14 protein-coding genes are annotated in these 12,826 nt (G+C 63.9%); 5 read left to right on the top strand and 9 right to left on the bottom strand.

Going from position 1 to position 12,826, the window contains the following annotated elements:
* The first annotated feature begins 4 nt into the window (after positions 1–4).
* Genes LB533_RS11390 through LB533_RS11380 form a run of 3 tightly spaced genes read left to right on the top strand, consistent with a single transcriptional unit; the run spans position 5 to position 2,830 of the window.
* Positions 5–952, top strand: coding sequence for a 3-hydroxyacyl-CoA dehydrogenase (locus LB533_RS11390; RefSeq protein ID WP_224677186.1), 948 nt, complete (start codon positions 5–7; stop codon positions 950–952).
* Positions 949–1,911, top strand: coding sequence for a 3-keto-5-aminohexanoate cleavage protein (locus LB533_RS11385; protein ID WP_224677185.1), 963 nt, complete (start codon positions 949–951; stop codon positions 1,909–1,911). Before LB533_RS11390 ends, LB533_RS11385 begins: the two co-directional genes overlap by 4 nt.
* Positions 1,912–1,951: 40 nt before the next feature.
* Positions 1,952–2,830 carry an SMP-30/gluconolactonase/LRE family protein gene (locus tag LB533_RS11380; RefSeq protein WP_140638928.1) on the top strand — a complete coding sequence of 293 codons (879 nt, stop codon included), beginning with the start codon at positions 1,952–1,954 and terminating at the stop codon, positions 2,828–2,830.
* Between the two features lie 67 nt (positions 2,831–2,897).
* Here the strand turns inward: LB533_RS11380 and LB533_RS11375 are convergent, their stop codons facing one another.
* The 9 genes from LB533_RS11375 to map form a co-directional block, all read right to left on the bottom strand.
* Complete coding sequence (locus LB533_RS11375; RefSeq protein ID WP_140638927.1) at positions 2,898–4,214, bottom strand: M20 family metallopeptidase; 1,317 nt, start codon at positions 4,212–4,214, stop codon at positions 2,898–2,900.
* Between the two features lie 2 nt (positions 4,215–4,216).
* On the bottom strand, positions 4,217–5,173 hold the full coding sequence (locus LB533_RS11370) for an ABC transporter permease (protein WP_140638926.1): 957 nt from the start codon (positions 5,171–5,173) through the stop codon (positions 4,217–4,219).
* On the bottom strand, positions 5,170–6,117 hold the full coding sequence (locus LB533_RS11365) for an ABC transporter permease (RefSeq protein WP_224556619.1): 948 nt from the start codon (positions 6,115–6,117) through the stop codon (positions 5,170–5,172). Before LB533_RS11365 ends, LB533_RS11370 begins: the two co-directional genes overlap by 4 nt.
* A 47-nt stretch (positions 6,118–6,164) precedes the next feature.
* Positions 6,165–7,151, bottom strand: a complete 987-nt coding sequence (locus tag LB533_RS11360; protein WP_140638925.1) for an autoinducer 2 ABC transporter substrate-binding protein — start codon at positions 7,149–7,151, stop codon at positions 6,165–6,167.
* A 31-nt stretch (positions 7,152–7,182) separates the two neighbouring features.
* Positions 7,183–7,953, bottom strand: a complete 771-nt coding sequence (locus LB533_RS11355; RefSeq protein WP_140638924.1) for an ATP-binding cassette domain-containing protein — start codon at positions 7,951–7,953, stop codon at positions 7,183–7,185.
* Positions 7,954–7,980: 27 nt separating this feature from the next.
* The gene (locus LB533_RS11350) at positions 7,981–8,757 is read right to left on the bottom strand and encodes a glutamine amidotransferase (protein WP_140638923.1); all 777 of its coding nucleotides are present in this window, start codon (positions 8,755–8,757) and stop codon (positions 7,981–7,983) included.
* A 36-nt stretch (positions 8,758–8,793) separates the two neighbouring features.
* Entirely contained in the window at positions 8,794–9,975 is a 1,182-nt protein-coding gene (locus LB533_RS11345; protein ID WP_140521013.1) for a carbohydrate kinase family protein, read from the bottom strand.
* Between the two features lie 230 nt (positions 9,976–10,205).
* A complete protein-coding gene (gene radC / locus LB533_RS11340) occupies positions 10,206–11,045 on the bottom strand; it encodes a RadC family protein (protein WP_411970882.1) in 840 nt (279 codons plus the stop codon).
* Positions 11,045–11,872: a type I methionyl aminopeptidase gene (map, locus tag LB533_RS11335; protein ID WP_140638921.1), complete on the bottom strand. Its 828-nt coding sequence runs from the start codon at positions 11,870–11,872 to the stop codon at positions 11,045–11,047. The genes radC and map overlap by 1 nt, the downstream gene beginning before the upstream one ends.
* 209 nt (positions 11,873–12,081) lie before the next feature.
* On the opposite strand from map, the gene LB533_RS11330 reads away from it, so the two are divergent.
* Positions 12,082–12,480: a hypothetical protein gene (locus LB533_RS11330; protein WP_224677184.1), complete on the top strand. Its 399-nt coding sequence runs from the start codon at positions 12,082–12,084 to the stop codon at positions 12,478–12,480.
* A 107-nt stretch (positions 12,481–12,587) separates the two neighbouring features.
* Positions 12,588–12,824 carry a hypothetical protein gene (locus LB533_RS11325; protein WP_140638919.1) on the top strand — a complete coding sequence of 79 codons (237 nt, stop codon included), beginning with the start codon at positions 12,588–12,590 and terminating at the stop codon, positions 12,822–12,824.
* Positions 12,825–12,826 lie beyond the last annotated feature (2 nt).

Here is a 12,826-nt window from a genome sequence, read left to right as displayed (position 1 = left end):
AGCAATGGCCAAGGTTGCAATTGTCGGAAGCGGGTTCATCGGACGGGCCTGGGCGATCAGCTTCGCGCGCGCCGGCCATGATGTGCGCATGTGGGACCAGTCGCCGGTCGCGGCCGGCGGCGCACGCGACTACATAGAAGGCGTGCTCGGCGATCTAGCTTCGAACGACCTGCTGCGCGGACAGTCCGCGCACGCGGTGCTCGAGCGTATCGCCGTCGTGAGGGATATGGACGCGGCGCTGGCCGGTGCCGTGCATATCCAGGAGAATACGCCGGAAAATCTCGAGGTGAAGCGAGAGGTGTTCTCGCGCATCGATGCGCTGGCCGGCCCGCAGGCGGTGATCGCCAGTTCCACCTCGGCGCTGCTGCCGTCGAGATTCACCGATCATCTCCCGGGGCGGCACCGCTGCTTGGTCGTGCATCCGATCAACCCGCCCTACCTCATTCCGGCGGCGGAGGTGGTGCCGGCGCCGTGGACGTCCGCCGAGACGCTCGAAAGAACGCGGGCCTTCCTCATCGATGCCGGCCACGCGCCGCTGGTGATGAAGCGCGAGCTCGACGGCTTCATCATGAACCGGCTGCAAGGGGCGCTGCTCGAGGAAGCTTTCCGGCTTGTCGCCGACGGCTATGCCAGCGTCGAGGACGTCGATATCGGCATCCGCGACGGGCTGGCGCTGCGCTGGTCGTTCATGGGGCCCTTCGAAACGATCGACCTCAACGCGCCGGGCGGCGTGCGCGACTATGCCGAGCGCTACCAGGGCATCTATTCCAATATTTTTCCGCAGATGCTGCGCCGCGTCGACTGGGCGGGCGAGGTGATGGAAACCGTCGAGGCCGAGCGTAGCAGGCGCTTGCCCCGGGAGAAGCTGGTTGATCGGCAGGTATGGCGGGATCGCCGACTGATGGCGCTGGCGGCGCACAAGAAGAAATCGGATCAGGAGTTCGGACAATGAAGGAAACCAGCCGCAAGCCCGGCGCCACGGCGGCCACGGGCAAGGTCATCATCACCTGCGCGGTGACGGGGGCGATCCACACGCCGACCATGTCGCCTTACCTGCCGATCACGCCGGACCAGATCGCCTCGGAGGCAATCGCCGCCGCGGAAGCGGGTGCGGCGATCCTGCATCTGCATGCCCGCGATCCGGAGACCGGCAAGCCCGACCAGACGCCGGAGGCCTTTGCCCGTTTCCTGCCCCGCGTCAAGCAAGGCACCAATGCCGCCATCAACATCACCACCGGCGGCAGCCCCTATATGAAGGTCGAGGAGCGGGTGCGCCCGGCCGCCCAGTTCAAGCCGGAGGTGGCCTCGCTCAATATGGGCTCGATCAATTTCGGGCTCTATCACCTCGCCGACAAATACGAGACCTTCAAGTTCGACTGGGAAAAGCCTCATCTGGAAGCGACGCGTGATCTCGTCTTCCGCAACTCGTTCAAGGATATCGAGTACATCCTTGCCACCTGCTACGACAATGGCACGCGCTTCGAGTTCGAGTGCTACGACATTGCGCATCTCTACAACCTCGCCCATTTCGCCGACCGCGGGCTGGTGAAGCCGCCCTTCTTCGTGCAGTCGGTGTTCGGTCTGCTGGGCGGCATCGGCACGCATCCGGAGGATGTCGCGCATATGAAGCGCACGGCGGACCGGCTGTTCGGCAACCAGTTCCGCTGGTCGGTGCTCGGCGCCGGCGCCAGCCAGTTACGCATCGCCGCGCAATCGGCAGCACTCGGCGGCAACATAAGGGTGGGGCTGGAGGACAGCCTGTGGGCCGGCAGGGGCAAGCTCGCCAAGTCGAATGCCGAGCAGGTCGTGCTGGCGCGCAAGATCATCGAGGGGCTCGGCATGGAGGTGGCGACACCGGACGAAGCGCGCGAGATCCTGTCGCTGAAGGGCGGCGGCAAGGTCGCTTTCTGACGCACCCAATCGCTGCGCGAGCCACAAAGAGGAGGACGGCATGAAGATCGAAGTCGTGGTGGACGTGAAGACCACGCTTGGCGAGGGACCGCTCTGGGACGTCGAGCAGGAGCGTCTCTACTGGATCGACAGTTTCGATGGGCGCGTGTTCCGCGCGACTGCCGACGGGCGCGAGATCCGCTGCTGGGACGTGCCGATGAAAATCGGCTCGATGGCGCTGCGCAAGGATGGCGGCGGCGCTGTCGTCTCGTTGCAGCGCGGTTTCCATCTGCTCGATTTCGCCACCGGCGAGGTGACGTTGATCCATGATCCGGAGCCGGACAAGCCGATGAACCGTCTCAACGACGGCAAGGTCGACCGGCGCGGCCGCTTCTTCGCCGGCTCGATGGACACTATGGAGGAGGGGCCGTCCGGCGGTCTCTATCGGCTCGACCCGGATTTTTCCGTCACCAGGATCGATTCCGGCATCATCTGCTCCAACGGTCCATGCTGGAGCCCCGACGACCGCACCTTCTATTTCGCCGACACCTGGACCGGTGAGATCTGGGCCTATGATTACGACCTCGCGACAGGTGCGGCCACCAACCGCCGCACCTTCGCTCGCGTCGACACCAGCCGCGGTGGTGCCGCCGACGGCTCGACCGTCGATGCCGAAGGCTGTCTGTGGAATGCGCTGGTCTATGATGGCCGCCTGGTGCGCTATGCGCCGGACGGCAGCATAGACCGTATCATCGACATGCCGGTGAAGAAGATCACCAGCGCCATGTTCGGCGGACCGAAGCTCGACACGCTCTACGTCACCTCCATGGCCAAGCCACCGCTGCCGCGTTTTCCCGGCGATGGCGTGCTGCGCGGCAGCCTGTTCGCCATCACCGGCCTTGGCGTGACCGGCGTTCCCGAACCGCGCTTTGGCGGGTGACGGGGAACTGCTTTGCTAAGCCCCGGATTGCTTCCGCAAGCTCCCCCGCCGCTCGCAGCCGGCTACGCTAGCGGCACCATTTCTCCACCGCGATGGCGATGGCCTTCGTGCAGTCGACGAGATCGCGCACCGAAACGCGCTCGTTCGGCTGATGCGCCTGCGCCGGATCGCCAGGACCGAAGTTGACGGTCGGGGTGTGGCCCAGGCCGGTCGGCAGGCCGATGTCGCTGTGTGCGCCGAAGCCGCTCAGGGCCGGCGACAGGTCGGCTGCTTTGACGGCCTCCTGGAACAGGCCGACAAAGGGGTTGTCCGCCGGGATCTCGGCGCAATCGGCATCGAGGATCCATTCGACACGGGCAGGGCGCTTTCGCAGATAAGGATCCGCCTGACAGACATTGGCGATGTGCTCTTCGATTTCGCGTTTGACGTTGCCACCCAGCCTGAACTCGTCATGCTCGCTCGGCAGATACTGTGCGTCGATGATGATCTCGCCGCGTCCCGCCATGGAGGATGGATGTTCGCCGGCATTGATCTGGGTGACGATGATCTGGTTGGGCAGGTCCATCAGCGGGTGGTTCTTCCTGGGATCGAACATCCAGCGCCGGTTGAGGATGTCGATGCCGTCGAGGATCTGCCGGCAAAGCTGGACGGCGTCGACCGGGCCGCTCGAATACCAGGAGTTCGGCGTCAGTTCGGCATGGCCGCCTATGCCGTCTATGATGATCTTGCCCCACAGAATGCCGTGACAAAGCGGTGCGATCCTGTTCGCCGTCGGTTCCGTCATGATGCCGGCGTCGGCGCGAAAGCCCCGATCGACCATGGCGAGCGAGCCCATGCCGCCGATTTCCTCGTCAACGACGGTGGTGAAGACGACGTCCCCAGACAAGGGAACCTCGAGCTCCTTCAGGATCTCGACGGCCATCAGCATGCAGGCGACGCCGCCCTTCATGTCGACCGTGCCGCGACCGTGCAGGTATCCGTCCTTCAGGACAGGCTGGAAGGGATCGGTGGTCCAGTGGCCGGCGGCACCCGGCGGCACGACGTCGATATGGCCGGTCAGCATGATGGATCGCCCGCCGCCGGTGCCTTTCAAAACGCCGCCGAGATTGGGCCGGCCCTCGAACGTCCTGCCCTTGTTGGCGCCGGCACGTCCCTTGTATTTTTCGTAGAGCGCCGGGCCGTCCGGATCCCAGAGATCGGTCGAGAAGCCGAGCGCCTCAAGGCGCTTTTGCAGGTAGAGCTGGCAATCCCGCTCGCCGGGGCCGGCCTCCTTCGGATTCGATTTCACGATCGAGGGGAAGGCGACGAGATCGCTCAGCGTCTTCACGATGCGCTCGGCGGCTGCCTCGACGCGCGCGGCGATGGTCTCTTCCATGGAAGGCATTGTTATCTCCAACGTTGGGAAAGTCGGTCGGCGAGAAGGACGAAAACCAGAAGGGCGCCGACAATCCCCACCTGCCAGACCGTGTTGATGTTCAATTGCAAAAGGCCGGTCTTCAGCGTGACCAGCAGCAGGACGGCTGCGAACACGCCGCCGACGCCACCGCGCCCGCCAGTGATGACGATGCCTCCCAGCATGGCTGCGGTCAGGGATTCCAGTTCGAGGTTCTGGCCGATATTGGGCCTGCCGCTGCCGAGCCAGGCGAGAGAGACGAGCCCGGCCGCACCGGCAAGCGCGCCGCTCAGCACATAAAGGATGAAGCGCACGCGATCGACCGGAATGCCGACCAGTTTGGCCGAACGTTCATTGAAGCCCATGGCGTAGATCCAGCGTCCCCAAGCCGTCGAGAGCAGCACGAGACCGGCAAGCGCGAAACAGGGGACGGCGAGCGTAAGGAAAGGCACGGGGATGCCCATGATCGCACCGCGCCCCCAAACGAGCAGCCAGGCGGGCACGCCGGACTGCGCCGCACCGCCGGTGGCGGCAAGCGCCAGGCCGGAATAGACGAAGAATGTTCCCAGCGTCGCGATGAAGGGGAGAAGGGCGAGCCCGTTCACCAGCCATCCGTTCAAGGCACCGAGCACGGCGCCGGCCAGGATGCAGACGACTGGCAACAGAAGGGGCGGCAACCCCAGCTTCAGGGAAAGCATGGCAACGATCGCCGAGAGCGAAACGGCGCCGCCAACGGACAGGTCGATGCCCGCGCCCCCGGCCAGGACGACCAGCGCCTGTCCAAGGCCGACCAGGGCCAGGATCGTCGAAAATTGCAAAATTGTGGTGACGGTGCCGAGATTGAAGACCGAAGGCTTGAGCGCCAGCAGGCCGACAATAACGACCAGCCAGAGACCGCACAGCAGAGCCAAGGTGAGGGCGGGGCCCTGCAGGTTCCGGATCCTGTTCATGCGCGGGCTCGCAGGAATTGGGCAAACGGCAGCCGGTTGGAGACGGCTTCGAAGCCGAGCACGCCGATGATGAGAACACCGGTAACCACAGGCTGCCAAAGCGAGGGAACGCCGATCAAGAGCAATCCATTCTGGAGAATTCTCAGAAGCAGTACGCCGAAGACCGTGCCGATCAAGCTGCATCTGCCGCCCAATATGCTCGTGCCGCCGAGAATGACCGCGGCGATGGCATCGAGGGCCAGCGTGCTGCCGATCGTCATCTCCACATTGCGGTAGGTGGCGACGTAGAACGTGGCGGCAATGCCGGTCAGGACGCCGCTGATGACGAAGGTCATGAAGCGCACCTTGACCACGGGGATTCCCGACAGCCGCGCCTTTTCCTCGGAATTGCCGATCGCCAGCAGGTGCGGCCCGTAGGGGGTTCGCCGCAACGCCAGCCAGACGACCAGATAGGCGACGGCGATGACGATGGCTGGGACCGGAATGCCGAGTACGGTGGTTGCCAGAAGATTGGTGAGACTCGAGGGCAGGCCGGAGAGCCACTGCCCGCCGAGAAGGACAAAGACGGCGGTGCGGTAGACGCCAAGCAGGCCGAGCGTTCCCACGATTGCCGGGACGCGGCCGAGGACGACGACGGTGGCCGTCACGCAGCCGAGCAGCGCACCGACCGCAGGGCCAGCGATGATCGCCAGCAGCGGATTGCCCTCGGCTCCGAGCACACGGCCGATTGCTATTGCCGCCAGGCCCATGACGATGCCGATCGAGACGTCGATGCCGCCCATGGCAAGCAGCAAGGTCATGCCAAGGCCGATCAACAGCAGTTCGACGCTGTTGCGCAGGACGGTCGCCGCATTGCCTGGCGTCGCGTAGTGGGGCGATGCGACAGAAAAGATGACGATCGCCAGGAGACAGGCGGCAAGCAGGGACCACTCCCGCCCGTTCATGGCCAAAACGCCGTTTCCAAACTGTCGCACCGTGTTCATCCCAAGGCTCAGAAGTTGAACTTGTCGACATTGTCCTTGGTGAAGACAGCCGGCGGCCCCAGCAGCAGGATGCCCTTGGTAGCATCATAGGTGGCGGGCTTTTCGAGGCCGGCGATCTTGTTCTCGGCTTCGAAGCTCTTGCCGTCGATCAACTGCTTGCCGGCCCAGACCGTGAGATAGCCCAGTTGCTCGGGATCCCACAGCACGGTAAAGCCGAAGGCGCCGCTCTTCAGGTAGGATCGCGCCGTGTTCGGACTGCAATAGCCCGTGCCGATGACGGAGCCGATCTTACCGGCGGTTTCGATGGCTTGGGCAACGCCCGGACAGGTCGAGGATGCGACGGCGATGATGGCCTTGATGTCGGGATTGGCGGCCATGAGATCGCCTGATATCTGCGCGGCGCGCTCGGCCGTGCCGCCGGCAAATTGCGGAGCAAGCAGTTTCAGCTTCGGATATTTGGTGCTGGCCTCTTTCTGCATGAAGCCGATCCAGGCGTTGAGATTGGACGCCGTCGCCTCGCCGGAGACGATGCCGATCGTGGCGTCCTCGCCGACGCGCTTCACCAGCTCGTCGATGATCGTCGTGCCGAGCCCTTCGTCGGTCGCTTGCGCCACATAGACGGCACGGCCGCTGTCGGGTGCATCGCTGTCGCTGGTGAAAAGCTTGATGCCCTTGGCCTTGGCGCTCTCGACGACGGGCGCGATGCTGGAGGCATCCAGCACGCTGACCGAGATCGCCTGGACACCCTGGTCGATCAGGTTCTGCACGATCTGCAACTGATCGACCGGGTTGGTGTCGACGGGGCCGGAATAAATGAAATCGACGCCCAGGTCCTTGGCGGCGCGATTGCCGCCGGCTTCCATGGCATTGAAGTAGGGGATGCCGATCAATTGCGGGACGAAGGCGACCTTGGGCTTGTCGGCGGCATGGGCCGCCGTGGCGACCACGAGTGACAGCACGGAAACGGCGAGCGCCTTTTTGAGTTGAGAAAGCATTGGTTTATCCTCTCTGGAATGGACGTGCATTTCAGTTTGATTTTTCAAGCGCCCGCACGTCGGGATGGGCGCCTGTTATGAGCGAAACGACTTCCTCGTGACTGGTCTCGGCCGCCAGCCGCTCGGCCACCTTGCGGCCGCGCCGGAACACCACGATGCGGTCGGCAACCTCGAACACTTCGGAAATGTTGTGGCTGATGAGGACGACGGCGCAACCGCGCGCGGCAAGCCGCCGCGTCAGTGCCAGGACCTTGCGGGTTTCGGCGACGGCGAGTGCCGCCGTGGGCTCGTCCATGATGACCAGCCTGGCATTCAGATTAAGCGCCCGGCAGATGGCCACGGCCTGGCGCTGACCGCCGGACAGGCTGCCGACGGGTGCTTCCGGATCGGAAATATGCGCGTCGAGCTCTTTCAACAGGCCATCGACGCGCTGGCGCATCTCCTTGCGCTTCAGGAAGGGAATACCCAAAATGGAGCGTTTCAATTCGCGGCCGAGAAAGACGTTTTCGGCAATCGACAGGTTTTCCGAGAGCGCCAGTTCCTGAAAGATCGTCGCGATCCCCGACGATGCTGCGTCCTTGGGCGAGGAGAAAGCCACCGGATTGCCCTCGATGAGAAGCTTTCCATCGCTGGGCGGATGGGCGCCCGCCAGGATCTTGATGAAGGTGGATTTGCCGGCGCCGTTGTCGCCGAGAAGCGCCAGCACCTCGCCGGAGCGGATCTCCAGGTCGACATCGGCAAGCGCGGTCAGAGCGCCGAAGCGCTTGGCGATATTTCTGGCGACAAGAAACGGTTCTGTCATGGCGGTTCCCCGGCGGTTGCTGGTCGGCTAGACGGCCTTGCTGACCCAGCGCAGCACGTTGGTCCAAAGATGCGCATAGCCCGGCCATTCCACGAAGCTGTTGGGCAGCCAATGCGGGCCGATATCCGACGTCCAGGCCAGCGTGCGGCCCTGGCCATGGCGGCCGGTGACCAGCAGCGGATGGCCGCCCTGATCCTGCGGCAACCGTGCGAGGATTTCGACGTCGTCGCGATCGCGAGCAATGACCTCGTTGGCGCCGAGCAGCAGCGGCCATTCGCCTTCGATGCCGGCAAAGATCGGGTGATCCTTGGGGCCGGTGATTTCAGGCCGGAACCCTTCGGGAATCTCGAGCCGGTCGTCATAGGGAAGGCAGGTCACCGGCAGCGCCTCCTCGACGGCCGTGCGGTGCCAGCGCGCCTTGCCGTCGATACCCTGGAAGGAGAAATAACCACCGATCATGACCAGGCCGCCGCCGGCCTGGGTCCAGTCGCGCAGAAGCTTGAGCCGGTTGGGCACTGTCTTGCCGTGCAGCCAGACATCGGGGTGAAGCAGCAGCGAGTTCGCGCCGATGTCGGAGAGGATGATGGCCTTGTATTGCGACAGGCCCTCCATGGTGAAGGGCAGCTTTTCGACGGCTTCATGGGCCGGCATGTAGTCGAGGTCGAATTCGCTGCCCTTCAAGGCATCGACCAGCGGCGTCGCGCCCAGGTGAAAGGTGACGCTGCCGAACTGATCGAACCCCTTGTAGTGGGTCGCCGAACTCATCCAGCTCTCGCCGACCAGAAGCACTCTTGTTTTCGCCATGATCAATACTCTCCTGGGTTCCCGTAAGTTGTCGGTTCAGCTTGCCAACATGGCGTTGTTCGCCAAGGCGGCAGCCTTCAAAGTCGCGAAATCCGCGATGTAGCCCTGTGCGCCTTCGACCGTGGTCGTCAGGCTCGCGCCGATCGCCGCATGGCGGGCGGCGTCGTCCAGCGACGCACCATGCAGCCAGAGGCTTAGGAATATGCCGGCGAAGCTGTCGCCAGCGCCCGTCGCATCGACGCGGTCGACAGGCAGTGCCGGCACCTCGATCTGCGGCCCGCCATTCGCCGGAAAGACGACCGCGCCAAACTCGCCGAGAGTGAGCACGACCGTTCCGCGCGGCTTGATGCGCGCCAGCATCAGCCGCACCTCTTCGATCATTGTCGCCATCCTGGAGCGAAAGTCGAAAATCTCCCGCATCATCACGTCGTTGATGAAGGTCAGATCGATGTGCCGGACCATCTGCGTGAACGTTTCGGGCGTGCGTGCGCTCTTGGGCAGGCCGGCCGAATGCAGGCTCACCCTCCAGCCGGCCTGATGAAAGCGCGCGATGGAAGCGGTCATCGTTTCGTAGTGGAAGCCTTCGATGTGAAGACAGGCCGGGCGCGGTTCGGGCTGGATGTCCAGATTGGCGGTCAGATCGATCTCGCCGAGTTCGAACGGTTCACTGATGATCGTGCGGCTGCCATTGCGCTCGATGATCACGATGGCCTGCGAAAGGCGGTTGTTGGGGGTGTTGCGGATCGGCAATGCGTGGACGCCCAGTTTGGAAAGCGCGCCGAGCGCCCAGTCACTCTCCGGGTCTTCGCCGACCGCCGTCGCCAGTTCCACGTCGAGAGCGTAGGGCGCCCCAACACCGGCGGCGGCAACCGCGAGATTGGCCGCAGGCCCGCCCAGCGCCTTCTCGATATGGCTGGCGGTGATGCGGTCGTCGCGATGCGGCAGGACGTCGACGCGGCAGAGAAAGTCGACGCTGACCCGGCCCGCGACCAGGAGCCTCGGCAGATGATCGAGATTCTTCGGCCTGTGGGGCGCGCGGCCCGGCAGCGAACGCGCAAACGAACTCGGCCGGTACATCAGCGTGGCGATCGCCTTTTCAATGCGTTCGCGCGTGGCCTCCTTCAGGCCGGCGGTCCCATTGATGAAGTTTGACACCGTTCCGATGGAGACACCGGCGGCGCGTGCGACATCCGCTATGGTTGGGCGCTTGCGTTGCAATGGCAGGTTCCAATTGAAGCGTTTCAAACGGTATCAACGGAAAAGCCGCCCCTCAACGGAATTATCTTCTAAAAGACCGGGAATTTGCAGGGGAATTTGGAAACTTGTGGCGAGATGGCCTGAATTTCGGGCCATTCGTTCCAGAATTGAACGATTTTCAAATTCTTGAGCCGAAAGACCGCGCCGGCGATTGCCTGCTTTCGTTCGGGTGGCTTCGCCAAGCCGATGATCTAGATCAGCAGCAGCCCCTTCATACTGGAATAGCCCTTGCGACCGATGATGATGTGGTCATGCACGGAAATGCCGAGCCGCTTGGCAGCGTCGATGATCTCCTTGGTCATCTCGATATCGGCACGCGATGGCGTAGGATCGCCCGACGGGTGGTTGTGCACCAGGATGATTGCCGTCGCCGACAGTTCGAGAGCGCGCTTGACCACCTCACGCGGATAGACGGGCGTATGGTCAACGGTGCCGGTCTGTTGCACCTCGTCGGCAATCAGCGTGTTCTTCTTGTCGAGGAACAGGATGCGGAATTGCTCGCGCGCCTCGAAGGCCATGGCTGACCGGCAGTAGTCGAGAAGCTGCTGCCAGGAGGAGAGGATTTCGCGGCCATGGACCTCGCCGCGCGCCATGCGCTGGGCCGTCGCCGCAATGACTTTCAGGTCAAGCGCCACCGCCGAGCCCACGCCCTTGACCTCCTGGAGGAGGCCGACTGGCGCGCCAAGCACCTCGGCCAGGGTACCGAAGCGAGAGAGCAGCGCCTTGGCGACCGGCTTGGTGTCGGCACGGGGAATCAGGCGGAAGAGGAGGAGTTCCAGAAGCTCATAATCGGGCAGGGCGTCCGGACCTGCCGAGGCGAAGCGTTCGCGCAAACGGTCGCGATGGCCGAGATAATGCGGCTTCTCCTCAATCCCCCTGGCCTTCGCGGGAGGCCCGGCTTTCGCAGGAGAGTGCATGGTCGCGAGAAGTTGCGCAGGCTTTTCTGCAAAGAAACTGCGCTCGTCGTCGTCACGTGACATATCGTCTGCCCCCAAACTCTCCCGACCGCGAGGTCCGGCAGGACGAAACATTATGCCGGCAGGCCGGGGCGGTCGAGCTTTTTGGGGGATAGCGTGAAGATCTCGCAGCCGGTGTCGGTCACGCCGATCGTGTGCTCGTATTGCGCCGACAACGAGCGGTCGCGCGTCACCGCCGTCCAGCCGTCCGACAGGACTTTCACATGCGGCCGTCCGAGGTTGATCATCGGCTCGACGGTGAAGATCATGCCGGGCCGCATCTCGATGCCCTCATTGGCGCTACCGTAATGCAGGATATTGGGCGCGTCGTGGAACAACTGGCCGACGCCGTGGCCGCAGAAGTCGCGCACCACCGAGCAGCGCTCGCCCTCGGCATAGCTCTGGATGGCCGCGCCAATGGCGCCGGTGCGGGCGCCGGGCCTGATCGCGGCAATGCCGCGCATCAGGCATTCGTGGGTGACTTCGAGCAGGCGTTCAGCCGCGCGTTTTATGGTGCCGACGGGGTACATGCGCGAGGAATCGCCGTGCCAGCCGTCGAGGATGTAGGTGACGTCGATGTTGACGATGTCGCCATCCTTCAGCGGCTTGTTGTCGGGGATGCCATGGCAGACGACATGGTTGATCGAGGTGCAGGAAGACTTGGTGTAACCGCGGTAGTTGAGCGTCGCCGGCAGCGCGCCATGATCCATGCCGAACTCGAAAACGAAGCGATCGATGGTGTCGGTGGTGACGCCGGGCGCAACCATCGGCACCAGTTCGTCGAGGCAGCGCGCCGTGAGGTCGCATGCCTTGCGCATGCCGGCAAAACCTTCCTCGCCGTAGAGGCGGATCTGGCCGGTGTTTCTAAGCGGTGCCGTGGCGGCGTCGAGATAGGTGACCATTGGTGTCCGTCTTGCGGGTGTGGCTCTGCAAGGGAGCCGGCGTGAAAATCTCCCCAGATTTGGCACTTGAGGGCAAAAGGTTCAAGGAAGAACTGCCCGGACACGACCAAGCGGGAGGGATATTCGGCGCGCCCCGGTGTCTTTGACGCCCTTGTTCCTTCCCTTTCAGTCGACCGTACGGTAGGGCGAGGGAGGTTTTTGGAGATTTCATGAGGGTCAGACACGCCAGACTGCCGGAAGCGCCGTTGAAGGCGGCCTGCTCATTGCTGATGAGCCTGGTGCTGCTGGCGATGCTGTCCCTTGGCCGGCCGGAGGTGCCCGTCCATGCCGGAGCAGCCTCCGGTGTCGCCAGCGCCGGCGTGGAGCGGTCCGGCGAAGCGGCGGCGCTGCTGCGCATCACCGGCAAGGCGCAGGCGCTGGAAGTTCGTTCCGGCCGGCCGGCCCTGGTCAAGTTCGCCGGCGGCCATCCGGCCCTGCCGGCTCGGGACACCGTCTTTTCCTGGTTTGTTTCGGTTCCGCCGGCGGAGATCGTCGCTGCTGGCGAGTTGGCCCGTACATCTTGGGCGACTGCCAATCAGCCGCGCGCACCGCCGTCGCTTCCGGCCTGAGCGGTTCAACCGCTCCTTCACTCAAATCACTTCCTGTTCGCGTCGCGATCCGTGCGGCGGCCTCGGTCGCGCAGCGGTGTGTGGCGCGTCATTTCCGGATTGTTTCCATGCAACGTATCAAGACATTCAAGAGCCTTTCACGCGCGGCCTGCGCCGCCATTTTCCTTTCCGTCCAGGCGCTCATCTGTATCGGAACCGTCTACTGGGCGCTGACGGAGACGCTCGGCCTTTCGGCGACAGGGGCACTTGTCCTTGGCGGGATTTTCGCTGTGCCGTCGGCCTTCGTGCTGCTTACGGCGGTGCGCATGGCCTTCGATGCGGAGACCGATCCCGCCAACCAGTAGCC

This window comes from Mesorhizobium sp. BR1-1-13, from assembly GCF_020165515.1.
Taxonomy (GTDB): domain Bacteria; phylum Pseudomonadota; class Alphaproteobacteria; order Rhizobiales; family Rhizobiaceae; genus Mesorhizobium.
This window is presented reverse-complemented; position numbering and strand designations above follow the sequence as displayed.